We start from the raw sequence: 23,629 nt of genomic DNA on the forward strand, positions 1-23,629 counted from the left end.
TGACTCAGCCGTTGACGCGTTCGAAGATCTTCTCGATCTTTTCTTTGAGCACCTGAGCGGTGAACGGCTTGACCACGTAACCATTGACGCCGGCCTGGGCCGCTTCGATGATCTGGTCGCGCTTGGCTTCGGCGGTCACCATCAGTACCGGCATGCTTTTCAGCTTTTCGCTGGCACGCACTTTACGCAGCAGGTCGATGCCGGACATGCCCGGCATGTTCCAGTCGGTCACCAGGAAGTCGTAGTGGCCGTTCTCCAGCATCGGCAGCGCCGTGGTGCCGTCATCGGCCTCTTCGGTGTTGGTGAAGCCCAGGTCACGCAACAGGTTCTTGATGATCCGCCGCATCGTCGAAAAGTCGTCAACGATGAGGATTTTCATGTTCTTGTCCAATTAGACCTCCAAGCAGTCTCAAACGCGCTCGGCCTACCGAGCACGCACTCATTCAATTCGGTACAACGTGGAAAACGACTGCAACGAAAGCGGGCTCAACGTGCCCGCCATTCCCCCAGGCGGCTGCGCAGGCGCGCGGCACACTGGCTGTGCAACTGGCTGACCCGCGACTCGCTGACACCCAGTACCTCGCCGATTTCCTTGAGGTTCAGCTCTTCGTCGTAGTACAGCGCCAGCACCAGGCGCTCACGCTCCGGCAGGTTGGCGATCGCCTCGGTCAGGGCAACCTGGAAGCGCTCGTCTTCCAGGCCACGCGCAGGTTCGACCTGGCCACTGGCGCCATCCTCATGCAGCCCTTCGTGCTCGCCGTCCTGCAACAGGTCGTCGAAGCTGAACAGGCGGCTGCCCAGGGTATCGTTCAAGATCCCGTAGTAATCATCGAGACTCAATTGGAGTTCGGCAGCAACTTCATGATCTTTAGCGTCACGGCCAGTTCTAGCCTCAACCGCACGCATTGCGTCACTGACCATACGAGTGTTGCGGTGTACCGAACGCGGCGCCCAATCGCCTTTGCGCACTTCGTCCAGCATGGCCCCGCGGATGCGGATGCCGGCGTAGGTTTCAAAGCTGGCGCCCTTGCTAGCGTCGTACTTGTTGGCCACTTCCAGCAGGCCGATCATGCCGGCCTGGATCAGGTCCTCGACCTGGACGTTGGCCGGCAAGCGCGCCAACAAGTGGTAAGCGATGCGCTTGACCAGCGGGGCGTAGCGTTCGATCAGCTCGTACTGGGCGTCTTTCGCCGCCCGGCTGTACATCTTGAAGCCGCTGGCGTTCATAGCACGGGTCCCGCGCTGGTGGGTTGCACCAGACGCTCGACAAAGAACTCCAGGTGGCCGCGCGGGTTGGCCGGCAGCGGCCAGCTGTCGACCTTTTGCGCAATCGCCTTGAAGGCCAGCGCACACTTGGAGCGAGGGAAGGCTTCGTAGACGGCGCGCTGCTTCTGCACCGCCTTGCGCACGCACTCGTCGTACGGCACGGCGCCCACGTACTGCAGGGCAACGTCAAGGAAGCGGTCGGTGACTTTGGTCAGCTTGGCGAACAGGTTGCGCCCTTCTTGCGGGCTCTGCGCCATGTTGGCCAACACACGGAAACGGTTCATGCCGTAGTCGCGGTTGAGCAGCTTGATCAGGGCGTAAGCGTCGGTGATCGAGGTAGGCTCATCGCACACCACCAGCAGGACTTCCTGGGCGGCGCGAACGAAACTGACCACCGACTCGCCGATACCCGCAGCGGTATCGATCACCAGCACATCGAGGTTGTCGCCGATTTCACTGAACGCCTGGATCAGCCCGGCATGCTGGGCCGGGGCCAGGTGCACCATGCTCTGGGTACCCGACGCTGCCGGCACGATGCGCACACCGCCAGGGCCCTGCAGCATCACATCACGCAGCTCGCAGCGCCCTTCGATGACATCGGCCAGGGTACGTTTGGGGGTAAGGCCCAGCAACACGTCGACATTGGCCAGGCCCAGGTCGGCGTCCAGCAGCATGACCCTGCGGCCAAGCTCGGCCAGCGCCAGGGACAAGTTCACTGAAACGTTAGTCTTGCCGACGCCACCTTTGCCGCCGGTCACGGCGATCACCTGTACGGGATGCATGCTACCCATGTCTGTTCTTTACCTTGTCTCGCTGGGACTCAGGCCACACGTAGGGCAATTCTGCGTGCCCCTTGGCATAGCTACTTTGCACACGCTTCATGCTCAACCCGCTCGCCGTGGGTTGTGATAGAGATCAGCGAACATGTCGGCCATGGCCTCTTCGCTGGGCTCGTCCTGCTGCTGCACATTTACCGCGCGGGTGACCAGTTGGTGGCCCCGCGGCAGGTGCAGGTCGTCAGGAATGCGCGGGCCATCGGTAAGGTAGGCCACAGGCAGTTCATGACTGATGGCAAGGCTCAGCACGTCGCCAAGGCTTGCCGTTTCATCGAGTTTGGTCAGGATGCAGCCGGCCAGGCCACAACGCTTGTAGCTGTGGTAGGCAGCGGTCAGCACCTGCTTCTGGCTAGTGGTAGCCAGCACCAGGTAATTCTTAGCGGCGATGCCACGCCCGGCCAGGGTTTCCAGCTGCATGCGCAGCGCCGGGTCGCTGGCCTGCAGGCCGGCGGTATCGATCAGCACCACGCGCTTGCGCAGCAACGGCTCCAGCGCGGCTGCCAGCGACTGGCCTGGGTCGACGTAGGTCACCGGTACATTGAGAATGCGACCGAGGGTCTTGAGCTGCTCCTGAGCGCCGATACGGAAGCTGTCCATGCTCACCAGCGCCAGGTTCTGCGCGCCGTACTTGAGCACGTAGCGCGCAGCCAGCTTGGCCAGGGTGGTGGTCTTGCCCATGCCGGCCGGGCCGACCATGGCGATGACCCCGCCCTCTTCGATCGGCTCGATTTCAGGAATCTCGATCATCCGTGCCAGGTGCGCCAGCAGCATGCGCCAAGCCTGGCGCGGCTCTTCGATCTCGGCGGTGAGGTCCAGCAGCTCGCGGGCGATAGGCCCGGACAAGCCGATGCGCTGCAGGCGGCGCCAAAGGTTGGCCTGCTGCGGCTTGCTGCCCTGCAACTGGGTCCAGGCCAGCGAGCCGAGCTGCACTTCCAGCAGCTCGCGCAGGCCCGACAGCTCGGAGCGCATGGCATCGAACAGGCGCGGGTCGACCGGCGCGGCAGCCGGCGCAGCGGCAACCTCAGGGGTATCGACGTGCGGCTCGATCAACGGTTCGGCAGCGGTCAACGACTGCCCGGCGAACAATTGGCGGTTGTTGTCGCTGCTGTCCTGACGGTGGTCCAGCTCGGCCTGGGCAGTGGCGATGCGCGTATGGGTCTTGCGCAGCTCTTCTTCCAGCTCGGCGTTGGGCACGCGCGGGGCCAGGGCGGACAGCTTGTAGTCCAGCGCGGCCGTCAGTTCGACACCACCGGCAATGCGGCGGTTGCCTATGATCGCGGCATCGGCGCCCAGCTCGTCACGGACCAGCTTCATGGCCTGACGCATATCGGCGGCGAAAAATCGCTTAACTTGCATTATCCACTACCTCAGCCGTTAGGGCCCACGGTGGCAACGATGGTGACTTGCTTGTTGTCCGGTATTTCCTGATACGCCAGAACATGCAAATTCGGTACAGCCAGGCGACCGAAACGCGACAGCATGGCGCGGATCGGGCCGGCGACCAGCAGGATGGCCGGCTGGCCCTGCATTTCCTGGCGCTGGGCCGCTTCGATCAGCGAACGTTGCAGCTTCTCGGCCATGCTCGGTTCCAGAAGAACACCCTCTTCCTGACCCTGCCCGGCCCTTTGCAGACTATTGAGCAAAATCTGTTCCAACCTTGGCTCCAAGGTAATCACTGGCAGCTCCGACTCAACGCCGACAATGCTTTGCACGATGGCGCGACACAATCCGACGCGCACCACCGCCACCAGCGCGGCGGTATCTTGACTCTTGCCGGCGTTGTTCGCGATGGCCTCGGCAATACTACGAATATCGCGCACTGGCACCTGTTCCGACAACAGCGCTTGCAGCACCTTGAGCAGCCCCGACAAGGAAATGACACCCGGCACCAGCTCTTCTGCCAGTTTAGGCGATGCCTTGGCCAGCACCTGCAGCAACTGCTGAACCTCTTCGTGGCCGATCAGCTCGTGGCAATGCTTCTGCAAGATCTGGTTGAGGTGAGTGGCCACCACGGTGCTTGCGTCGACCACGGTGTAGCCCAGCGACTGCGCCTGCGAGCGCTGCCCAACGTCAATCCACACGGCTTCCAGGCCAAACGCCGGGTCGCGCGCAGCAATACCGTTGAGGGTGCCGAACACTTGCCCTGGGTTGATCGCCAGTTCGCGGTCCGGGTAGATCTCGGCCTCGGCCAGGATCACCCCCATCAGGGTCAGGCGATAGGCACTGGGTTGCAGGTCGAGGTTGTCACGAATGTGCACGGTAGGCATGAGAAAGCCCAGGTCCTGCGACAGCTTCTTGCGCACGCCCTTGATTCGCGCCAGCAACTGGCCGCCCTGGTTGCGATCGACCAGCGGAATCAGCCGATAGCCGACTTCCAGGCCGATCATGTCGATCGGCGTGACGTCGTCCCAGCCCAGCTCCTTGGTTTCCAGCGCACGCTGCGGCGACGGCAGCAGGTCCTGCTGGCGCTGCGCCTCTTCCTGGGCCTTGGCCTTGACCTGCTGCTGCTTCTTCCACACCAGGTAGGCGCCGCCACCGGCCAGCAGGCCGAGGCTCAGGAACGCCACATGCGGCATGCCTGGCACCAGCCCCATGACGATCATCAGTGCGCCAGACACCGCCAGCGCCTTGGGCGAATCGAACATCTGCCGGTTGATCAGCTTGCCCATGTCCTCGGAGCCCGAGGCGCGGGTGACCATGATCGCAGCGGCGGTGGACAGCAACAGTGATGGCAATTGCGCCACCAAACCGTCACCAATGGTCAAAAGCGCGTACACCTTGCCGGCATCGCCGAAGCTCATGCCGTGCTGCAGCATACCGATCAGCATGCCACCGATCAGGTTGATGAACAGGATCAGCAAGCCGGCGATGGCGTCGCCGCGCACGAACTTGCTGGCGCCGTCCATCGAACCGTAGAACTCGGCCTCCTGCGCCACTTCGGCACGGCGGTGCTTGGCCTGGGCCTGGTCGATCAGGCCGGCGTTGAGGTCGGCGTCGATGGCCATCTGCTTGCCGGGCATGGCGTCCAGGGTGAAACGCGCACTCACTTCCGAGATGCGCCCGGCACCCTTGGTCACCACCACGAAGTTGATGATCATGAGGATGGCGAACACCACGCCACCGACCACGTAGTTACCGCCGATCACCACTTCACCGAAGGCCTGGATCACCTTGCCGGCGGCGCCATGGCCTTCCTGCCCGTGCAGCATGACCACGCGGGTGGAAGCCACGTTAAGCGCCAGGCGTAAAAGCGTGGCCACCAGCAGGATGGTGGGAAAGGCTGCGAAGTCGAGCGGGCGCAGGGCGTACACGCAAACCAGCAGCACCACGATCGACAAGGCGATGTTGAAGGTGAAGAACACGTCGAGCAGGAACGGCGGTATCGGCAACATCATCATTGCCAACATCACCAGCAGCAACAGCGGCACACCCAGGTTGCCCCGGCCGAGCCCGGCCAGGTTGTTACGGGCGTTGCTGATTAACTGAGTGCGATCCACCGCGAGTCCTCTTGATGCAAAACTTTGACGCCCAGGGGGCGCCTGGGCGAGGCTCTGCAAGAAGCCTTCCAACTTTGCTCGGTGAGTGGTCGCCTCAAGATTTTTTACGCCTGTGGGATCGAGCGCCGCCCGCGTGGCGCATCAGCTGTCGCGGCGCAGGTCCGGCGGGATCGGCAGGTCGTCTTTCAACGGCTCAGGGCGCTTGCCCTTGCCGGAGCGGTACTGACGGATCTGGAACACATAGGCCAGCACTTGAGCCACGGCCAGGTACAGGCCGGCAGGGATTTCCTGTTCAACCTCCGTGGAGTAGTAAATCGCCCGCGCCAGCGCTGGCGACTCGAGGATCTGGATCTTGTGCTCCACGCCGATTTCACGAATCTTCAAAGCCATGAAGTCGCTACCCTTGGCCAACAGCAGCGGCGCCGCTCCGCCCTTCTCTGGGTCGTACTGCAGCGCTACCGCATAGTGCGTCGGGTTGGTGATGATCACATCGGCCTGCGGCACCGCCGCCATCATGCGTCGCTGCGACACCTCGCGCTGCAACTGACGAATGCGCTGCTTCACCTCGGGCTTGCCCTCGCTGTCCTTGTACTCGTCGCGCACTTCCTGCTTAGTCATTTTCATTTTCTTGTGCGTCTGGTACAGCTGGAACGGCACGTCCGCCGCAGCGATCAGCAGCAGCCCGGCCGACATCCACAAGGCGCTCCAGCCCACCACCTGCAGGCTGTGGATGATGGCCTGCTCCAGCGGTTCATTGGCAATCGACAGCAAGGCCTGGCGGTCGTTGGACAGCACCACCACCGCCACGATCAAGATCACGAAAAACTTGGCCAGCGCCTTGAGCAGCTCGGTCAAGCTGTTCATCGAAAACATGCGCTTGATCCCGGACAGCGGGTTCATGCGGCTGAATTTTGGCTGCAGCAGGCTGCCGGAAAACAGAAAACCACTGAGGGCAATGGGCGCTACGAAAGAAATAACGAACAGCAGGATCAAAACCGGCTGCACCGCCCATATCGCCATTTTTCCCGAGGCCAGCAGGAACGCGCCCATGGCCCGTTCGTCGACGATGACCTCGCGAGTCAGGCTGAAATTCATGCGCATCATGCTCAGCAACGTCTCGGCCAGGTGGCCGCCAAACGCCAACAGGCCGCCGGCGCCCGCCAGGGTGACCGCCACCGTGTTCAACTCCTTGGAGCGGGCGATTTCGCCTTTCTCGCGAGCATCGCGCTTGCGCTTCTCGGTGGGGTCTTCTGTCTTGTCCTGACCGCTCTCGCTTTCCGCCATGCTCAGCGCGCCCTCGCCAGTTCACGCAGCCATTGCAGCGTCTCGCTGGCCAATGCCTGATAGTGGGACAGCACATCGGCCAGGCCTACCCAGAAGATGAACATACCCAGCACCAGGGTAAGCGGGAAACCGATGGAGAAGATATTCAACTGCGGCGCGGCACGGGTCATCACGCCAAAGGCGATGTTCACCACCAGCAACGCGGCGATCACCGGAAGAATCAGCAGCAGGCCGGCGGCAAACACCCAACCCATGCGCCCGGCCAGTTCCCAGAAGTGGTTGACCACCAGCGCGCTACCCACCGGCAACGTGGTAAAGCTCTCGGTCAGCACCTCGAAAACCACCAGGTGGCCGTTCATCAACAGGAACAGCACGCTCACCAGCATGGTCATGAACTGGCTGATCACCGTGACGTTGACGCCGTTGGCAGGGTCGACCATCGAGGCGAAGGCCATACCCATCTGCACCGCGACGATCTGCCCGGCAATCACGAAGGCCTGAAACAGCAGCTGCAAGGCCAGGCCGAACAGCGCGCCGACGATGATCTGCTCGGCGCACAGCAACAAACCGCGCAGGCTCAGCGGGTCGAACTCAGGCAGCGGCGGCAGCGCCGGCACGATCACCACGGTAATCGCCACCGCCACGTACAGGCGTACCCGCGCAGGTAACATGCGAGTACCGAAGATCGGCATGGTCATCAGCACCGCGGTCACCCTGAACAACGGCAGGATGAAGGTGGCGACCCAGGTGCCGATCTGCGTATCGGTCAGTTCCAGCATCGCCGCATCAACCAATGAGCTGCGGGATGTTGGTGTAAAGGGTGGTGATGTACTCCATGAACTTCTGCACCAGCCACGGCCCGGCGACGATCAACGTGATCAGCATCACCAGCAGGCGCGGCAAAAAGCTCAGGGTCTGCTCGTTGATCTGCGTGGCAGCCTGGAACATCGCCACTACCAGGCCCACCAACAGGCTAGGCACAACCAGCACGGCAACCATCAAGGTGGTCAGCCACAGGGCGTCACGGAACAGGTCGACAGCTACTTCAGGTGTCATCGGCGGCTCTCCTTGACGGCGTCAGACGCCGCCGAAACTGCTGGCCAGGGTGCCCATGATCAGCGCCCAGCCATCCACCAGCACGAACAGCATGATCTTGAACGGCAGCGAGATGATCAGCGGCGACAGCATCATCATACCCATGGCCATCAGCACACTGGCCACCACCATGTCGATGATCAGGAACGGGATGAAAATCATGAAACCGATCTGGAACGCCGTCTTCAACTCGGAGGTGACGAACGCTGGCACCAGGATGGTCAGCGGCACCTGGTCGGGGCCGGCGATGTCGGTACGCTTGGACAGGCGCATGAACAGGTCGAGGTCGCTTTGCCGGGTTTGCGCCAGCATGAAGTCCTTGAGCGGCCCCTGGGCCTTGTCGATGGCCTGCTGGGCCGTCATCTGCTCCTTCAGGTAAGGCTGCAGGGCGTCCTGGTTCACCCGGTCGAACACCGGGGCCATGATGAACATGGTCAGGAACAGCGCCATGCCGGTGAGCAACTGGTTCGATGGCGTCTGCTGCAGGCCCAGGGCCTGGCGCAGGATCGAGAACACGATGATGATGCGGGTGAAGCTGGTCATCAGGATGACGAACGCCGGGATGAAGCTCAGCGCCGTCATGATCAGCAGGATTTGCAGGCTGACCGAATACTCCTGCTGCCCGTCCGCGGTATTGGACAGCGTAATGGCCGGGATCGACAGCGGGTCGGCAGCCAGGGCCAGTGGCGCGGCCAGCAGCAGCGCCAGAGTCAACAACGTACGCAGCGCGCCGCTCATCACTTGTTGTCCTTAGGGTCCTTGCCCATCAGCTCCATCAACCGCTGGGCAAACTCCGGCGCCGCCTGACGGGCGCTTGCCGGTACTTCCACGGGTTCGGCCAGCACATGCAGCGCCTCGATGCTGCCGGGGGTATGGCCGATCAGGATCTGCTCCTTGCCCACCTGCACCAACAGCAGGCGGTCACGCGGGCCGATGGCACGGCTGCCGACAATCTCGATCACCTGCCCGCCCTTCACCGCCGTGCTCTGCAGGCGCCGCAGCAGCCAGGCCAGAAAGAAGATCAGGCCAACGACCAACAGCAGGCCGAAGACCATCTGCGCCAGCTGCCCGCCGAGGCTGCCAGGTGCCGCTACCGGGGTCGCCGCTGGCGTAGCCGCAGCCAGGCAGGCGTGGCTGCCAAGCAGCGCCGCTAGTGCCGCGAGGGCGCGCATCGTGCCCTTCACTCAGCGCAGCTTCTTGATACGTTCGCTGGGGCTGATCACGTCAGTCAGGCGAATGCCGAACTTTTCGTTGACCACGACCACTTCGCCATGGGCAATCAGTGTGCCGTTGACCAGCACGTCGAGGGGCTCGCCGGCCAGGCGGTCGAGCTCGATCACCGAGCCCTGGTTCAGCTGCAGCAGGTTGCGGATGTTGATCTCGGTGCTACCCACTTCCATGGAGATGTTCACTGGGATGTCCAGGATCACGTCCAGGTTAGGGCCTTCGAGGCTGACGTTTTCGTTCGGCTTCGGCGAACTGGCGAACTCTTCCATCGGCAGGCGACCAGAACCGCTGCTGCCAGCATCACCGCCCAGCAGCGCATCGATGTCGGCCTGCCCGGCCGAGCCGGTTTCTTCAAGGGCAGCAGCCCATTCATCGGCCAGTGCCTGGTCCTCTGCGGAGGTGATCTCGTTTTCGTTAGCCATGGTTTCCTCGACAGGCATTCAATTCGTTGTGAGCGACCGGCACGCCGTCAGCGGCGTTCGATCGGGTCGATAATCTGCAGGGCCAGGTTGCCCTTGTGCGAACCCAGGCGCGCCTTGAACGCCGGCACGCCGTTGGCGCGCAGCACCAAGTGCTCGGGCAGTTCCACCGGGATCACGTCACCCGGCTGCATGTGCAGGATGTCGCGCAGCTTCAACTGGCGCCGGGCGACCGTGGCGGTCATTGGCACGGCAACGTCCAGCACGTCCTCGCGCAGGGCCTTGACCCAGCGTTCGTCCTGGTCGTCCAGGTCGGACTGGAAACCGGCATCGAGCATTTCTCGCACCGGCTCGATCATCGAGTACGGCATGGTTACATGCAGGTCGCCGCCGCCACCGTCCAGCTCGATGTGGAAGGTGGACACCACTACCGCCTCGCTGGGGCCGACGATGTTGGCCATGGCCGGGTTGACCTCGGAGTTCATGTACTCGAAGGTGACCGGCATGATCGCCTGCCAGGCTTCCTTGAGGTCGACGAAGCACTGGTCCAGCACCATGCGCACCACGCGCAGTTCGGTTGGCGTGAACTCACGGCCTTCGATCTTGGCGTGGCGGCCATCGCCGCCGAAGAAGTTGTCCACCAGCTTGAACACCAGCTTGGCGTCGAGGATGAACAACGAGGTGCCGCGCAACGGCTTGATCTTGACCAGGTTGAGGCTGGTCGGCACATACAGCGAGTGCACGTATTCGCCGAACTTCATCACCTGCACACCCCCTACGGCCACGTCGGCGGAGCGGCGCAGCAGGTTGAACATGCTGATGCGGGTGTAACGGGCGAAGCGCTCGTTGATCATTTCCAGGGTCGGCATGCGACCCCGCACGATACGGTCCTGGCTGGTCAGGTCGTAGCTTTTGATGCTGCCAGGCTCGGATGCACTCTCGGTCTGCACCAGCCCGTCGTCGACGCCGTGCAACAGGGCATCGATTTCATCCTGGGACAGCAGGTCCTGTACGGCCATTGCGGACTCCTACTGCAATACGAAATTGGTGAACAGCAACTGGTCGATGACCGGCTTGCCGACTTCTTTCTGCGCCACTTCCTGGACCACCGCAGTGGCCTTCTGGCGCAGCATCTCCTGCCCTACCGGGCTGCTGGCAAGGGTGTCGAAGCCTTGCCCGGAGAACATCATCACCAGGTTGTTGCGGATCACCGGCATATGCACCTTGAGCGCATCCAGGTCGGCCTGATTACGCGCCTGCATGGTGATGCTCAGCTGCATGTAGCGCTGGCGGCCGTTCTGGTTGAAGTTGACCACGAAGGCCGGGGTCAGCGCTTCGTAGATGGCCGCAGGCTTGACGTTGCTGGCTGCAGCGTCGGCGGCCGGGGCCGGCTCGCTCTTGTGCATGATGAACCAGGTAGCGCCCACCGAAAGGCCGATCGCCAGCAACAGGCCCACGACGGCCAGCAGGATCAGCTTGAGTTTGCCTTTAGTGGCGGGGTCTTTGACTGCTTCGCTCTTCGCCATGCCAATAATCCGTCGTCCATCGGGGGTTCAAGGGAGGATGGCTTGGCTTGAGCAAGTGTTATGCCAGATTTTGCAGAAGATCGGTTTCACCAGGATCTGCAGCACCGCCTTCTTCGCGGGCGAGCCCGCGAAGAGGCCAGGTTAACGGCGGTCAGGCGTAGTAATCGACCGCGCTGTCGCCGACAACCACCTGCTGTTCCACAGGCCGCGCACTGTCGGCAACCTCAACCCCACCCTGTTCGCCCCGGCGCGCCGCCACCCCGGACAGATTGCTGCCCTGTGCCTGCCCCTGTTGCTGTTGCTGTCCGCGCGACTGGTCGGCCACGTTCACATCCGGTTGCGCCAAGCCCTGCTGGGCGAACAGTTCGCGCAGGCGGTGCACCTGGCTGTCGAGGGCATCACGCACGCCGGCGTGGCCGCTGATGAAGGTCACCTGGGTGGCCTGGTCCGCCGCAACATTGACGCGAATGTCCAGGCGGCCCAACTCTGCAGGCTCCAGCTGGATATCCGCCGACTTGAGGTTCTGGCTGGACAGGTACATGACCCGGTTGACCAGGCCTTCGGCCCAGGCATTCTGATTCATCGGCAACGGTTGATGCAGCGGGCTGGCATTGGCCGGCACGGCGTTGGCGGTCTTGGCCGTGGCGGCCTGGGTCAGGCTGGCCAGGCGGTTGGCGAAATCATCGACACGGGTGTCGCTGCTGGCGCTCTTGGTGTCCTTCAGACCCTCTTCGACCAAGGCACCGAAGGCCTTGTCACCGGACTCGGTGCTATCACCTTCGGCATTCTCGACCAGATTCGCCAAGGTATTGACGGCTGCCCGCCCCTCTTCACCCTGGGCCTGAGTGGGGTCCAAGGCATGTGCAGAGGTAGCCCCCTTGGCCTGGGCACTGTGCTCCAGGGCCAGGCGCAGGGTCGGCAAGTTGGCCAGAGGGTCGGCATCCGGGTCGAAGGCCTCTTCGGCAGAAGGCTCTTCAGGCAGCGTCGCGGCAACCTGGGTTTGCGCAGTGGCAGCCTGCAGCACCGGCGCTACCGCCTCGGCCTGGGCCTGGATCAGTTGCGCGCCGGGCTGGGCATCGGTGACTTGGCCGGCCACCAGGCTGGCATCACGCAGCCCGGTATCGGCCTGGGCGGCATCGTCTGCAGGCAATTTGTTGCCGTCATCGGCAACGGCGGTTTTGTCAGCGGGGTCTTTCTTGCCGCTCGCTGCCGCCTCGGGTTTGTCCTTGGGCTTGGCCTGGGCGGCCTTGTCATCTTGCCCGGCAACCTTGTCGCGGCCCTGCCTGGCCATCACCTGGCCAAAGCCGTCGCCCTTGCCGCCAAACGCCTGCAGCGGCTTGTCCGCCTGCATGGCGGCCGAACGCGAGGTATTGGTAACGGCATTGGCTTGCAACAAAGGGTTGGGTGCGACAGGCATCGAGCGGTCTCCGCGCCAGAAACAAAAAAATCATCCGGACAGAGACAGGCAAGACTCGCGCCAACTCGCGAATCAGCCTGCGGAAATACGTTCTTGCTCACCACGGTAGAAGCGCTGCACCTCGACGAATTCCAGGTCGATGCGGCTGATCAAGTCTTCAATACCGTACAGCGGGGGCCGCCGTGCGCGCTCTTCCAGCTGTTGGCACAGGTTGGCCAGGGCCACCGCCCCCATGTTGCTGCTGCTGCCCTTGAAGCTGTGAGCGGCTGCACCCAGCTCTTCGGCACTTTTGGCCGCGTGCAGCTGGCCCAGGCGCCGTTCGGAGTCGTCGAGAAAGGTTTGTACCAACTGCAGGTAACCCTCTTCCATGACTTCACGCAGGTCGCTGAGTACCTTGTGGTCAATATGCAGGTCAGACACTTGTTCACTCCTTGATCAAGCCAGATTATGCCCGAGCCAGCTGGTGGCTCACCATACGAACTCCACTTGCGCGCAACGCCCGCCATCACTCCAGCGCGCGTCACTGGCCAACCGCCGAACCAGGTTCAGACCACGGCCGCTAAGCCCCTGATTCCGCGAGGGCCGCGCAAGTACCCGCTGCACGTCGAAGCCGGCACCGCTGTCGCGCACCTGAATCTTCAGACGGCCACCGTCGCCATGGGGTTCAACCTTGAAATCGATGCTTACAAAGCCGCCTGTCAACGACCCCAGGCGCCGCGCGCGCTCCTGATAATAGTCGGCAAAGCCCTGCACATCGCGCTTGAGCTGAGAATCCAGGCCCAGCACACCATGCTCCAATGCATTGGAATACAACTCGCTGAGCACACTGTGCAGGCTGCCAGTGCGCGCGCGCAGGCCGTGAATTTCCTGCAACAACTGCACCAGATACGGCACCGGATTGAAGCGTTTCAGGCTCTCGCCACGCACCTCGAAGCCCAGCGACCAGTCCAGCGGGCTAGAGCGGCCGCTATCAGAGTAGATCATCGGCGCCGGCACCCGCTCCTCGGCGGTGAACATGCGAATATCGCACAAGCTGATGTCATCGCGTGGGCGCCCACCAAAGCGCTCCAGGGCCTGCATCAGTTCATCGAACAACTGCGCTGGGTCGCGGTTGTCGGCCAGCACCTGACGTAGGCGCTGCACGCCAAACAAGCGGTCCTGGTCGTCGGCGGTATCGAGTACGCCGTCCGACAGCAGCAACAGGCGCTCGCCCGGCGCCAGCGGCAACACTTCAGTGCTGTCATCGAAGCGCTCGGCAGCGAGAATGCCCAGCGGCAGGTGCCGTGAATTCAGCACCGACAGCACCTGGCCATCCACCGACAGGCGATAACCATCAGGCATGCCGCCATTCCAAACCTCCACCGAACCGCGCTGCATACTGAGGTTGAGCAGTAGCGCGCAGCAGAACATGTCCACTGGCAGGATACGTTTGAGCTTGGCGTTCATCTCGCGCAGGATCTGCGCCATACCGTAGCCCTTGGCGGTCATGCCGTAGAACACCTCGGCCAGTGGCATGGCGCCGACCGCCGCCGGCAAGCCATGCCCAGTGAAATCGCCGAGCAGTACGCGCATATCGCCGGCCGGGGTAAACGCTGCCAGCATCAGGTCGCCATTGAACAGCGCGTAGGGCGATTGCAGGTAGCGGATGTTGGGCGCGCCAAGGCAGCCGGAGTGGGCCACCTTGTCGAACACTGCCTTGGCCACCCGCTGCTCGTTCAGCAGGTGGTGATGGTGCCGGGTAATCTGGTCGCGCTGCTCCAGCACAGTGGCCTGCAACCGGCGCAGGCGGTCCATGGCGCGTATCTTGGCGGCGAGGATCACCGCGCTGTAGGGTTTGGCCATGAAGTCATCGCCACCCGCTTCCAGGCAGCGCACCAGGCCTTCCTCCTCGTTCAGCGAGGTCAGGAAAATGATCGGCACCAGCGCTTCGCCCGCCAGGGCCTTGATTTGCCGCGCCGCCTCGAAGCCGTCCATCACCGGCATCAGCGCATCAAGCAGCACCAACTGCGGGCGCCGCTCGATGAACAGTGCTACCGCCTGCTCGCCGTTTTCCGCGGTGACGACCTGGTGGCCCTGACGGCGCACGATCTGCGCCAACAACAGGCGGTCGGCGGCCCCGTCCTCGGCGACCAGCACGGTCAACGCCTGTTCGGCCGGCATGTCGGCGCTCAACTGATATCGAAGAGTTTTTCGAAATTGGAAATGGCGAGGATCTTGCGCACGTCAGAGCTGGCATGCACCACCCGCACATCGGACTCATCGCCGCCCGCGTGGTCGCGCAGCAACAGCAGCATGCCGAGCGCGGAACTGTCGAGGTAGGTGGTGTCCTTCAGGTCGACGACCACCGAATCGGGCCGATCGGGCTGACGTTCGTAGGCATCGCGAAATTCCTGATGCTTGCCGAAATCGAAGCGACCCTTGACCTTGATCGTCAGCTTTTTCCCGTCCTGCGAAAAATCAGTCTCGACTGCCATGCTAGCGATTCCTTCGATGATGGCGGATGCAACTCCTTAAGGTTTAGCAGGCGATGCCGGGGGTGACAAGTGCTCGGCACAGGCGCAGAAAGTGCCAGGGCAAGCACCCGAGACCTATAAATGACTCTGCCGAGGCAGGCGCTGGGACAGTTCGTCCAGCAACCGCTGCTCACGCTTGTCTTCAGCGCGCCGGGCTTCGTCCATGTAGCGCTGCACCAGCTTGCGCAACCCTTCCACCCGGGCATAGGCCTGCTGCCAGACACCACGGGCGTTGTTGAGGTTGTTCTGATGCCAGACCAGGCTTTGCCGCTGCTGGGTCATGGCCGCTTCCAACTGCCCAAGAAAACGCTGGTAGTTGACCAGCCAGCTGCCATTGACGCCCTGCCCGCCGCGGTTGATCCACTGCAACTGGTAATCCTCGCGAAAGCGCTCCAGCTCGGCCAGCTTGGCCTGGGCCGTGACCACCTGCTGCTGGAAGTGCCCAAGGCGCTGAGCCGCCTTGCGCTCGGCCTCTTCGGCCATGTCCACCACCGGCGCCAGGCGCGCGGCGCGTCCGGGCAGCGCCATGGCTTATCAGCCTGCCGGGGGCGTGAAAATCGCCCCCAGCTGTTCGCGGCTCTGCGCCATACCCACGTTTTCACGCAGGCCTTGGCGCAGAAACTCCACCAGCTTCGATTGCAAGGCAATGGCCAGGTCGGTCTCCGGGTCACCACCCGCCACGTAGGCACCCACGCTGATCAGGTCGCGGCTTTGCGACAGGCGCGACCACAGCTGCTTGAACTTCTGCGCCTGGCGCAAGTGGTCGGCATCGACCACCTGGGGCATGACCCGGCTAATCGAGGCTTCGATGTCGATAGCCGGGTAATGGCCTTCCTCAGCCAGCCGGCGCGACAGCACAAAGTGGCCGTCGAGCACACCCCGTGCCGAGTCGGCGATAGGGTCCTGCTGGTCGTCGCCCTCGGACAGCACGGTATAGAACGCCGTGATCGAACCACCGCCCGGCTCGCCATTGCCTGCCCGCTCCACCAGCTTTGGCAGCTTGGCGAACACCGATGGCGGGTAACCCCGGGTGGCCGGCGGCTCACCGATGGCCAGGGCGATTTCCCGCTGAGCCTGGGCGAAACGGGTGAGCGAGTCCATCAGCAACAGCACATTCTTGCCTTTGTCGCGGAAGTACTCGGCAATGCGCGTGCAGTACATGGCGGCACGCAGGCGCATCAGTGGCGCATCGTCAGCCGGCGAGGCCACCACCACCGAGCGCTTGAGGCCCTCCTCACCGAGGATATGCTCGATGAATTCCTTCACTTCGCGCCCCCGCTCACCGATCAGGCCGACCACGATGATTTCGGCTTCAGTGAAGCGTGTCATCATGCCCAGCAGCACCGATTTACCCACACCGGTACCGGCAAACAGGCCCAATCGCTGACCACGGCCGACAGTAAGCAGACCGTTGATGCTGCGAATGCCCACATCCAGTGGCTTGCTGATAGGGTCGCGGTTGAGCGGGTTGATCACCGGGCCGTCCATCGGCACCCAGTCCTCGGCCTTCATGCCGCCCTTGCCATCCAGCGCGCGGCCGGCGCCGTCGAGCACCCGCCCCAGCATGCTCATGCCCATGGGCAGGCGGCCGCCGTCATCCAGCGGCACCACCCGGGCGCCCGGGGCAATGCCGACGATGCTGCCAACCGGCATGAGGAACACCTTGGGCCCGGAAAAGCCCATGACTTCGGCCTCGACCTGCACCGGGTGGTAACTGTCGTCGTTGATCACCAGGCAACGGCTGCCTACTGCGGCGCGCAGGCCCTCGGCTTCCAGGGTGAGGCCGACCATGCGCAGCAGGCGGCCTTCAACGACAGGTTGCGCCGGCAGTTCGATGGCCTCGGCGTAGGTGCCCAGGCGCTTGCCGAAACTGGTGCGCTCAAGGTGCATCAGCGGTATCCACCGGACTGCCCAGGTCTACCGACATGTCTGGCGCCGCCGGGTGCAGGGAATGGTCGTGCAACTGGTCGAACAGTTGTGCAACGGCTTTTTCGATACGTGTTTCCATGGTCGCGTCGATACGGCTGTGGGCCGTTTCAATGCGGCAGCCGCCAGGCAGCAGTGCGCTGTCTTCCAGCAGCCGCCAGCTTTCCTCATGGCGCTCTCGCAGGGCCTTGGCCAGGTCGAAATCCTGCGGGTTGAGGTGGATGCGGATATTGTCCGCGCCCATGGGCAGCAGCTTGAGCGCTTCGCGCAACACCTGGGTGATCTGGCTGGAATCGTTGCGCAGCTCGCGACCTATCACCTGACGGGTCATGTGCGCCACCAGGTGTACCAGCGACTTCTCGATTTGCGTGTCCTGCTCGGCAATCGGCTCCATCAGGTTGGCCATCAGCCGCTCGAGGCTTTCCAGCTTGGCCTTCAGAGCCTCTTCGGCTTCCTGGCGGACCTTAAGCTGGGTACTGTGGAAGCCTTCACGCTCACCGGTGGCGAAGCCCTCGTTGTAGGCCTCCTGGCGGATGGCTTCGAGCTCTTCCAGGGTTAGCGGCTGGACTTCTTCCAGCGGCACTTCCTCGACTTCTTCCTCGATGACCTCAGGCTCCGGCTCAGGCTCGGGGACGGGCTCTGGCTCGGGGTCGAAGCTGGGCAGCGCCCATACGTCCACGCCCTCTAGGTCGCGGGCACGGATCAGGTCGCTGGGGTGATGTTCTTTGGTGGACATTGAAATGCCTGTTGGTCAAAGCGTGAAGCTTGCCGCTTAAATCATTTCCTCGGCACCCTTGCCGCCGAGCACGATCTCGCCGGCCTCGGCCATGCGACGGGCGATGGTGAGGATTTCCTTCTGCGCCGTTTCCACGTCGCTGACCCGCACCGGCCCCTTGGCCTCCAGGTCGTCGCGCAGCAGTTCCGAGGCACGTTTGGACATGTTCTTGAAGATCTTGTCCTTGACCCGCTCGTCGGCACCCTTGAGCGACACCACCAGCACGTCGGACGACACTTCGCGCAGCAGTGCCTGGATACCCCGGTCGTCGACGTCGGCCAGGTTGTTGAAGACGAACATCAGGTCCTCGATCTGCTCCGACAGGTCGCTGTCGATTTCGCGGATCGCATCCATCAGCGCACCTTCCACCGAGCTGTCGAGGAAGTTCATGATGTCGGCAGCACGCTTGATACCACCCAGGGTGGTGCGTGCGGCGTTGGAGTTGCCCGAGAACTGCTTCTCGAGGATCTGGTTAAGCTCCTTCAGCGCCGCCGGCTGCACGGTGTTCAGCGACGACACGCGCAAGACGATGTCCAGGCGCACCTTGTGGTCGAAGTTGCTCAGCACTTCACCAGCCTGGTCAGGGTCGAGGTAGGCCACCACGATGGCCTGGATCTGCGGGTGCTCGTAGCGGATCACGTCGGCCACGGCGCGTGGTTCCATCCACTTGAGGCTGTCCAGGCCGCTGGTGTTGCCGCCAAGCAGGATGCGGTCGACCAGGCCATTGGCCTTGTCCTCGCCCAGCGCCTGGTTGAGCATCTTGCGGATGTACGCGTCGGACCCCACGCCCAGGCTGGTCTGGTCGCCGACGATGTCGACGAATTCGCTCATCACCTGCTCGACCTGGTCACGGTGCACATTGCCCATCTGCGCCATGGCCACACCCACCCGCTGCACTTCCTTGGGCCCCATGTGCCGCAGCACCTGGGCCGCATCGGTCTCGCCCAGCGAGAGCAGAAGGATCGCCGCTTTGTCGACGCGGCTCAGCTTGGCGGTAACGGCTCGGTTATCACTCATCGGCGTTGATCCAGTCTTTCACGACCTGGGCGACACGGCCCGGGTCTTCGGCCACCAGGCCTTTGATTGCGTTGAGCTGTGCCTCGTAACCCTCGCTCGGGCTAGGCAGCAGAATGCTTGTCGGGCCACCCAGGCTGACGCGGTCGTTGGCCAACTCGCCATCCAGACCCATCATGCCGCCCAGCTCCATGTCGCTATCCGAGGCAGCCTGCTTGCCGCCCCCTGTAATATTGTTGAGCACCGGCCGCAGCACACCGAACACCAGCACCAGGATGAACACCACACCCAGCACCTGCTTGACGATGTCCCAGAACCACGGCTGCTGGTAGAAGGCGATGTCGGCGATTTCCTCGCCACGGTCGGCGGCGAACGGCACGTTGATCACCGTCACGCTGTCGCCACGGCTGGCATCGAAGCCGACGGCGTCCTGCACCAGGCGGGTAAAGCGCGCCAGGTCCTCGGCAGCCCACGGCGCACGGGTGGCGTCACCCGTGGCAGGGTCGAGCTTGACCTGATCGTCCACCACCACCGCCACCGACAGACGGGTCATGCGGCCTTGCTGCTGGCGGGTATGGCTGATGGAACGGTCCAGTTCGAAGTTCTTGGTGCTTTGCTGACGTTTATCTGACGGGTACGGCGCGAGCATCGGCTGGCCGGTGGCTGGGTCCATGATCTGCTGGCCGTTGGCATCGACCAGCGGCTGGCCCGGCTGAATGGCCGAAGCTGGCGTGGCAGCGCCACCGGTGGTTTGCGGTGCCGACGCGGCGCCCGGCGGCTGGTTGCTCAGCGCGCCTGGCACGCCTTGCGGGCCTTGGCTGCTGGCACGTTGTTCATCGACCGACTGCTCGCTGCGCAGTGCCGGCTGGTCGGGATTGAACTGTTCGGAGGTGGACTCGACCGCGCTGAAGTCGAGGTCGGCAGACACTTCGGCCTTGTAACGGTCGTTGCCCAGCACCGGCTGCAGGATGTTGTGCACACGCTGGGTGAGCATGCTCTCTACCCGGCGGCTGTAGTCGAACTGCTTGCCGGCTTGGGTCAGTGATGAATCCTGGATCTGCTCGGACAGCAGGTTGCCCTTCTGGTCGACGACGGTGACCTGGGATTTGTCCAGTTCCGGCACACTGGTGGCTACCAGGTTGACGATGGCCATCACCTGCCCGGCTTCCAAGGCGCGACCCGGGTACAACTCGACCAGTACCGAAGCGCTGGGCTTGCGCTCATCACGCACGAACACCGAGCTTTTCGGGATAGCCAGGTGCACGCGCGCGGCCTTGACGTTGTTCAGGCTGGAAACAGTGCGCGCCAGTTCGCCTTCGAGGCTGCGGCGGTAGCGAGTGGCCTCCATGAACTGGCTGGTGCCCAGGCCCTGCTCCTTGTCGAGCAGTTCGAAACCGACATTACCGTCGCTTGGCGCTACGCCGGCGGCTGCCAGTTTCAGGCGCGCACGGGAGAGGTCGTCGGCCTTGACCAGCAGAGCACCCGAGTTGGGCTCCACGTTGTAGGGGATGTCAGCAGCGGCCAGGGTATCCATGACCTGCTTGGTGTCCATGCCCGACAGGCTGCCGTACAACGGACGGTAATCGGGCTGTTGCGACCACAGCACCACGGCAAAGCCAATGGCCACGCTGGCCGCCAGGCCAACCATGAGGCCAATTTGGCGCAGCATGGGCATCTGCGAGATGTTTTCCAGAAACGCCATGCCAAACAACGGCGGCTTGGCCGCTGGCGAGCCAGCCTTGGCGGGGGCGTTTTCGACGACTGCTTCAGCCATGGGTTACATCCGTCCTCAAACCGGCATCTGCATGATGTCCTGATACGCCTGGACCAGCTTGTTGCGTACCTGGGTCATGGCCTGCATCGACACGCTGGCCTTTTGCGAAGCGATCATCACGTCGGTCAGGTCGACGCCGCTCTTGCCGATTTCGAAGGCGTTGGCCAGTTGGGTCGAAGCCTGCTGCGTCTCATGCACCTTGCCGATGGCCTGGCCGAGCATGTCGGCGAAGGTACTTTGCCCAGGCGCCAGCTCTGGTGCTGCGGTGACCTTGGGCAGCGACATGGCATCGGCCTGCATGGCCCGCATGTCCAACATCAGACGATTGAATTCAACACCTTGGCTCATGACCCTTCTCTCTCCTGCGGCCGCATTTTTTTGACACTCATGCGGCGAATAGCCTACGTAAAGCAACAAAGGTGCCAGCCTTGCAGCTCAACCGAAAAGGCTGGCCTCGACGTCAAACCCGGCATCACGCATCTGCGCCAGCTTATAGCGCAAGGTACGCGGGCTGATCCCCAGGCGTTCGGCCGCCTCTTTGCGGCGGCCGCGCTCGGCGCGCAGGGTGTCGATGATCATCTGGTACTCGTGACGGCGCATGTCATCACCCAGGCCGCCGGCCTCAGCGGCCACCTCAAGCGATGGCTCCGTGCCAGCCGACAACGGAATGGCGCCTGCCAGACAAAAATCCGCCGCCTCGATCACGCCACCCTGTTGCAGGATCAGCGCCCGCTGCAACGCGTTGTCCAGTTCGCGCACATTGCCTGGCCAGGCATAGGCCTGCAGGCAAGCGCGTGCCTGCGGCGATAGGCGCACCGGGGCATGCTTCATCTTGGCCACATGCCGCGCCAGCAAGCGCTCGGCCAGCTGCAGGATATCGCCTGGGCGCTCACGTAGCGGGCGCCAGGCCAGCGGGAACACCGACAAGCGGTAGTACAGGTCTTCGCGAAAGCGCCCAGCTGCCACTTCCCCCGCCAGGTCACGGTTGGTGGTGGCCAGCACACGAATGTCGAGGCTGATCGGCTTGCGGCCGCCCACCCGCTCCACTTCGCGTTCCTGCAGCACGCGCAGCAGCTTGGCCTGCAACGCCATGGGCATTTCCGAGATCTCGTCGAGCAGCAGGGTGCCGCCTTCGGCCTGCTCGAACTTGCCGGCCTGGGCGGCGATAGCGCCGGTGAACGCCCCCTTCTCGTGGCCGAACAGGGTGGCTTCGAGCATGTTGTCGGGGATCGCCGCGCAGTTGATCGCGACGAAGGGTTGCGTGGCACGTGGCGACTGCTGGTGAATGTAACGCGCCAGCACTTCCTTGCCGGTACCGGACTCGCCGGAAATCAGCACGGTCGAGTCACTGCGCGCAACCCGTGCGGCCAGCTCCAGCAGTTGGCGGCTGGCCGGCTCGCAGGCCACCGGCCCCTCTTCGCCGGTCACTCGCCCGGCGGCATGGCGCTGCACAAGACTCAACAGCGCCTTGGGCTCGAACGGCTTGACCAGGTAATCGGCGGCGCCCTGGCGCATGGCCTCGACCGCACGCTCGACGGCAGCGTGCGCCGTCATCAACAACACCGGCAGCTGTGGTTGCTGGCGGCGCAGCTGACTCAGCAGCTGATGCCCATCCATGCCAGGCATGTTCACGTCACTGACCACCAGGCTGAAGGCGTCACCCCGCACAGCCTCCAGCGCCTCTTCAGCACTGCCCACGGCCTGGTAGGCGAAACCGCCGATTTCCAAGGTATCGCCCAGCGCCTGGCGCAATACGCGGTCGTCCTCGACCAGCAGCACCTTGACCGCCATTACACACCCTCCGCCAATTGCCCGTCGATCAAGGGCAGTTCTACCCGCACGCAGGTACCCCGGCCTACCTTCGAGCGCAGGTTGATCGTGCCCTGGTGCGCCCGCACCACCGCCTTGACTACAGCCAGGCCCAAGCCCGTACCTGTGGCCTTGGTGGTAAGAAACGGCTCACCCAGGCGGCCGAGCAAATCAGCATCGATGCCGCTGCCGGCATCGCTGACGCACAGGTGCAAGCTGCATTCGCGGCGGTACAGGTGCACCTTGAGCCGCGCCGGGCCGTCGCTGGCCTGCAGGGCATTTTCGATCAGGTTGAGCAAAGCGCCGACCAGGGTGTCGCGGTTGCACAGCAGCTCACCCAGGTGGCTGTCACACTGCCAGCGCACGGCGTGCCCCTGCACATGCGCCTGGGCCGCTTGCTGCAGGGCCTGGAACAAGGCTTTCGGGGTCACCCGATCACCCAGCGGCAACTCGCCACGGGCGAATACCAGCATGTCACGCACCTGGTGCTCCAGCTCATGCAGACGCTCTTTCAAGGTAGCGGCGAAGCGCTGGCGGGTTTCCGCGCTCAGTGCCGGCTCGTCATCGGCCAGGTGGCTGGCGTAGAGCATGGCGGCCGACAGCGGTGTGCGGATCTGATGGGCCAGCGAGGCGACCATGCGCCCCAGCGACGACAGACGCTCGTGACGTGCCAGCTGGTCTTGCAGGCGACGGGTTTCAGTCAGGTCGTTGAGCAGCACCAACTGGCCGGGTTCGGCATCCAGCGAGCGAGTGGCGATCGACAGGCGGCGGCCGTCGCGCAGTGAGACTTCGTGGCCGTCATCCTTGCGCGGGGCGAAGCTGCGGGCGATTACCTGGCGCCACAATTGGCCGATAAGCGGCTCGCCAAGCAGCTGGGAGGCGGCCGGGTTGGCTTCGCGCACCAGGCCCTGACCATCGATCACGACCACCCCACCAGGCAGCAGGTCCAGCAGGTTCTGCAGGCGGTTGGCCAGGCGTTCTTTTTCGCTGAGTTCGTCAATGCGCTGGGCGCTGACCACGGCCAGCTCACCCTTGAGCTCACTGACCCGAGCTTCGAGCAGGCTGTAGGACTGGCTCAGCTGGCTGGATACCTGATTGAACAGGGTGAAGGCTTGCTCGATACCCAGGCGGCTGTCCTGCTCGACCGGGGTTTGCCCCTGTTGATCGGGGGCTCGGGTTATGTGGGCGGCCTGGGGCATCGTGCTCTCTCGCGTGGCTGACCGTCATAAAAACGGTGTGTTGCCAGCGGTG

General features: G+C 63.4%; 25 protein-coding genes. All 25 read right to left on the bottom strand.

Annotation, left to right across the window (positions count from 1 at the left end):
* Positions 1-4 precede the first annotated feature (4 nt).
* The gene (locus APH35_RS07655; RefSeq protein WP_171577279.1) at positions 5-379 is read right to left on the bottom strand and encodes a chemotaxis response regulator CheY; all 375 of its coding nucleotides are present in this window, start codon (positions 377-379) and stop codon (positions 5-7) included.
* 107 nt (positions 380-486) lie between these two features.
* Positions 487-1,227, bottom strand: coding sequence for an RNA polymerase sigma factor FliA (gene fliA, locus APH35_RS07660; RefSeq protein WP_012273491.1), 741 nt, complete (start codon positions 1,225-1,227; stop codon positions 487-489).
* Positions 1,224-2,057 (bottom strand): flagellar synthesis regulator FleN, encoded by an 834-nt coding sequence (gene fleN / locus APH35_RS07665; RefSeq protein WP_012273492.1) that lies wholly within the window; start codon positions 2,055-2,057, stop codon positions 1,224-1,226. The genes fliA and fleN overlap by 4 nt, the downstream gene beginning before the upstream one ends.
* Before the next feature lie 93 nt (positions 2,058-2,150).
* Positions 2,151-3,458, bottom strand: coding sequence for a flagellar biosynthesis protein FlhF (gene flhF, locus APH35_RS07670; RefSeq protein ID WP_012273493.1), 1,308 nt, complete (start codon positions 3,456-3,458; stop codon positions 2,151-2,153).
* A gap of 11 nt (positions 3,459-3,469) precedes the next feature.
* Entirely contained in the window at positions 3,470-5,599 is a 2,130-nt protein-coding gene (flhA, locus tag APH35_RS07675; protein ID WP_012273494.1) for a flagellar biosynthesis protein FlhA, read from the bottom strand.
* A 141-nt stretch (positions 5,600-5,740) separates the two neighbouring features.
* Positions 5,741-6,883: a flagellar biosynthesis protein FlhB gene (gene flhB, locus APH35_RS07680; RefSeq protein WP_012273495.1), complete on the bottom strand. Its 1,143-nt coding sequence runs from the start codon at positions 6,881-6,883 to the stop codon at positions 5,741-5,743.
* Between the two features lie 2 nt (positions 6,884-6,885).
* Complete coding sequence (gene fliR / locus APH35_RS07685; RefSeq protein ID WP_012273496.1) at positions 6,886-7,662, bottom strand: flagellar biosynthetic protein FliR; 777 nt, start codon at positions 7,660-7,662, stop codon at positions 6,886-6,888.
* A gap of 7 nt (positions 7,663-7,669) precedes the next feature.
* Positions 7,670-7,939 carry a flagellar biosynthesis protein FliQ gene (fliQ, locus tag APH35_RS07690; RefSeq protein ID WP_012273497.1) on the bottom strand — a complete coding sequence of 90 codons (270 nt, stop codon included), beginning with the start codon at positions 7,937-7,939 and terminating at the stop codon, positions 7,670-7,672.
* A gap of 21 nt (positions 7,940-7,960) precedes the next feature.
* Positions 7,961-8,716 carry a flagellar type III secretion system pore protein FliP gene (gene fliP, locus APH35_RS07695; protein WP_060514507.1) on the bottom strand — a complete coding sequence of 252 codons (756 nt, stop codon included), beginning with the start codon at positions 8,714-8,716 and terminating at the stop codon, positions 7,961-7,963.
* Positions 8,716-9,150 carry a flagellar biosynthetic protein FliO gene (gene fliO, locus APH35_RS07700; RefSeq protein ID WP_012273499.1) on the bottom strand — a complete coding sequence of 145 codons (435 nt, stop codon included), beginning with the start codon at positions 9,148-9,150 and terminating at the stop codon, positions 8,716-8,718. Before fliO ends, fliP begins: the two co-directional genes overlap by 1 nt.
* A gap of 12 nt (positions 9,151-9,162) precedes the next feature.
* A complete protein-coding gene (gene fliN, locus APH35_RS07705; RefSeq protein WP_012273500.1) occupies positions 9,163-9,627 on the bottom strand; it encodes a flagellar motor switch protein FliN in 465 nt (154 codons plus the stop codon).
* A 47-nt stretch (positions 9,628-9,674) separates the two neighbouring features.
* The gene (gene fliM / locus APH35_RS07710; protein ID WP_012273501.1) at positions 9,675-10,643 is read right to left on the bottom strand and encodes a flagellar motor switch protein FliM; all 969 of its coding nucleotides are present in this window, start codon (positions 10,641-10,643) and stop codon (positions 9,675-9,677) included.
* Between the two features lie 9 nt (positions 10,644-10,652).
* Positions 10,653-11,150 carry a flagellar basal body-associated protein FliL gene (gene fliL, locus APH35_RS07715; protein ID WP_012273502.1) on the bottom strand — a complete coding sequence of 166 codons (498 nt, stop codon included), beginning with the start codon at positions 11,148-11,150 and terminating at the stop codon, positions 10,653-10,655.
* Positions 11,151-11,301: 151 nt separating this feature from the next.
* Positions 11,302-12,567: a flagellar hook-length control protein FliK gene (locus APH35_RS07720; protein ID WP_060514508.1), complete on the bottom strand. Its 1,266-nt coding sequence runs from the start codon at positions 12,565-12,567 to the stop codon at positions 11,302-11,304.
* Between the two features lie 72 nt (positions 12,568-12,639).
* On the bottom strand, positions 12,640-12,987 hold the full coding sequence (locus tag APH35_RS07725) for an Hpt domain-containing protein (protein WP_060493030.1): 348 nt from the start codon (positions 12,985-12,987) through the stop codon (positions 12,640-12,642).
* A 48-nt stretch (positions 12,988-13,035) separates the two neighbouring features.
* Positions 13,036-14,727: a fused response regulator/phosphatase gene (locus APH35_RS07730; RefSeq protein WP_060514509.1), complete on the bottom strand. Its 1,692-nt coding sequence runs from the start codon at positions 14,725-14,727 to the stop codon at positions 13,036-13,038.
* A gap of 8 nt (positions 14,728-14,735) precedes the next feature.
* Positions 14,736-15,041, bottom strand: a complete 306-nt coding sequence (locus APH35_RS07735) for an STAS domain-containing protein (RefSeq protein ID WP_012273506.1) — start codon at positions 15,039-15,041, stop codon at positions 14,736-14,738.
* Between the two features lie 114 nt (positions 15,042-15,155).
* Complete coding sequence (gene fliJ, locus APH35_RS07740; RefSeq protein ID WP_060493032.1) at positions 15,156-15,608, bottom strand: flagellar export protein FliJ; 453 nt, start codon at positions 15,606-15,608, stop codon at positions 15,156-15,158.
* 6 nt (positions 15,609-15,614) lie between these two features.
* Positions 15,615-16,970 (bottom strand): flagellar protein export ATPase FliI, encoded by a 1,356-nt coding sequence (fliI, locus tag APH35_RS07745; RefSeq protein WP_012273508.1) that lies wholly within the window; start codon positions 16,968-16,970, stop codon positions 15,615-15,617.
* Positions 16,960-17,742: a flagellar assembly protein FliH gene (gene fliH / locus APH35_RS07750; RefSeq protein ID WP_012273509.1), complete on the bottom strand. Its 783-nt coding sequence runs from the start codon at positions 17,740-17,742 to the stop codon at positions 16,960-16,962. Before fliH ends, fliI begins: the two co-directional genes overlap by 11 nt.
* A gap of 36 nt (positions 17,743-17,778) precedes the next feature.
* Entirely contained in the window at positions 17,779-18,798 is a 1,020-nt protein-coding gene (gene fliG / locus APH35_RS07755) for a flagellar motor switch protein FliG (protein WP_003254434.1), read from the bottom strand.
* The gene (gene fliF, locus APH35_RS07760; RefSeq protein ID WP_012273510.1) at positions 18,791-20,569 is read right to left on the bottom strand and encodes a flagellar basal-body MS-ring/collar protein FliF; all 1,779 of its coding nucleotides are present in this window, start codon (positions 20,567-20,569) and stop codon (positions 18,791-18,793) included. Before fliF ends, fliG begins: the two co-directional genes overlap by 8 nt.
* Before the next feature lie 15 nt (positions 20,570-20,584).
* On the bottom strand, positions 20,585-20,917 hold the full coding sequence (gene fliE, locus APH35_RS07765; RefSeq protein WP_003254438.1) for a flagellar hook-basal body complex protein FliE: 333 nt from the start codon (positions 20,915-20,917) through the stop codon (positions 20,585-20,587).
* Between the two features lie 87 nt (positions 20,918-21,004).
* Positions 21,005-22,360: a sigma-54-dependent transcriptional regulator gene (locus APH35_RS07770; protein ID WP_012273511.1), complete on the bottom strand. Its 1,356-nt coding sequence runs from the start codon at positions 22,358-22,360 to the stop codon at positions 21,005-21,007.
* Entirely contained in the window at positions 22,360-23,577 is a 1,218-nt protein-coding gene (locus APH35_RS07775; RefSeq protein WP_060514510.1) for a sensor histidine kinase, read from the bottom strand. Before APH35_RS07775 ends, APH35_RS07770 begins: the two co-directional genes overlap by 1 nt.
* Positions 23,578-23,629 lie beyond the last annotated feature (52 nt).

The sequence above is a fragment of the Pseudomonas sp. NBRC 111132 genome, assembly GCF_001320565.1.
Classification (GTDB): Bacteria; Pseudomonadota; Gammaproteobacteria; order Pseudomonadales; family Pseudomonadaceae; genus Aquipseudomonas; species Aquipseudomonas putida_P.

What these genes read in the sequence shown, in the direction of transcription:
- APH35_RS07655 (WP_171577279.1), bottom strand. Translation starts at nt 379, where the DNA reads ATGAAAATCCTCATCGTTGACGACTTTTCGACGATGCGGCGGATCATC.
- fliA (WP_012273491.1), bottom strand. Translation starts at nt 1,227, where the DNA reads ATGAACGCCAGCGGCTTCAAGATGTACAGCCGGGCGGCGAAAGACGCC.
- fleN (WP_012273492.1), bottom strand. Translation starts at nt 2,057, where the DNA reads ATGGGTAGCATGCATCCCGTACAGGTGATCGCCGTGACCGGCGGCAAA.
- flhF (WP_012273493.1), bottom strand. Translation starts at nt 3,458, where the DNA reads ATGCAAGTTAAGCGATTTTTCGCCGCCGATATGCGTCAGGCCATGAAG.
- flhB (WP_012273495.1), bottom strand. Translation starts at nt 6,883, where the DNA reads ATGGCGGAAAGCGAGAGCGGTCAGGACAAGACAGAAGACCCCACCGAG.
- fliR (WP_012273496.1), bottom strand. Translation starts at nt 7,662, where the DNA reads ATGCTGGAACTGACCGATACGCAGATCGGCACCTGGGTCGCCACCTTC.
- fliQ (WP_012273497.1), bottom strand. Translation starts at nt 7,939, where the DNA reads ATGACACCTGAAGTAGCTGTCGACCTGTTCCGTGACGCCCTGTGGCTG.
- fliP (WP_060514507.1), bottom strand. Translation starts at nt 8,716, where the DNA reads ATGAGCGGCGCGCTGCGTACGTTGTTGACTCTGGCGCTGCTGCTGGCC.
- fliO (WP_012273499.1), bottom strand. Translation starts at nt 9,150, where the DNA reads ATGCGCGCCCTCGCGGCACTAGCGGCGCTGCTTGGCAGCCACGCCTGC.
- fliN (WP_012273500.1), bottom strand. Translation starts at nt 9,627, where the DNA reads ATGGCTAACGAAAACGAGATCACCTCCGCAGAGGACCAGGCACTGGCC.
- fliM (WP_012273501.1), bottom strand. Translation starts at nt 10,643, where the DNA reads ATGGCCGTACAGGACCTGCTGTCCCAGGATGAAATCGATGCCCTGTTG.
- fliL (WP_012273502.1), bottom strand. Translation starts at nt 11,150, where the DNA reads ATGGCGAAGAGCGAAGCAGTCAAAGACCCCGCCACTAAAGGCAAACTC.
- APH35_RS07720 (WP_060514508.1), bottom strand. Translation starts at nt 12,567, where the DNA reads ATGCCTGTCGCACCCAACCCTTTGTTGCAAGCCAATGCCGTTACCAAT.
- APH35_RS07730 (WP_060514509.1), bottom strand. Translation starts at nt 14,727, where the DNA reads ATGCCGGCCGAACAGGCGTTGACCGTGCTGGTCGCCGAGGACGGGGCC.
- APH35_RS07735 (WP_012273506.1), bottom strand. Translation starts at nt 15,041, where the DNA reads ATGGCAGTCGAGACTGATTTTTCGCAGGACGGGAAAAAGCTGACGATC.
- fliJ (WP_060493032.1), bottom strand. Translation starts at nt 15,608, where the DNA reads ATGGCGCTGCCCGGACGCGCCGCGCGCCTGGCGCCGGTGGTGGACATG.
- fliI (WP_012273508.1), bottom strand. Translation starts at nt 16,970, where the DNA reads ATGCACCTTGAGCGCACCAGTTTCGGCAAGCGCCTGGGCACCTACGCC.
- fliH (WP_012273509.1), bottom strand. Translation starts at nt 17,742, where the DNA reads ATGTCCACCAAAGAACATCACCCCAGCGACCTGATCCGTGCCCGCGAC.
- fliG (WP_003254434.1), bottom strand. Translation starts at nt 18,798, where the DNA reads ATGAGTGATAACCGAGCCGTTACCGCCAAGCTGAGCCGCGTCGACAAA.
- fliF (WP_012273510.1), bottom strand. Translation starts at nt 20,569, where the DNA reads ATGGCTGAAGCAGTCGTCGAAAACGCCCCCGCCAAGGCTGGCTCGCCA.
- fliE (WP_003254438.1), bottom strand. Translation starts at nt 20,917, where the DNA reads ATGAGCCAAGGTGTTGAATTCAATCGTCTGATGTTGGACATGCGGGCC.
- APH35_RS07770 (WP_012273511.1), bottom strand. Translation starts at nt 22,360, where the DNA reads ATGGCGGTCAAGGTGCTGCTGGTCGAGGACGACCGCGTATTGCGCCAG.
- APH35_RS07775 (WP_060514510.1), bottom strand. Translation starts at nt 23,577, where the DNA reads ATGCCCCAGGCCGCCCACATAACCCGAGCCCCCGATCAACAGGGGCAA.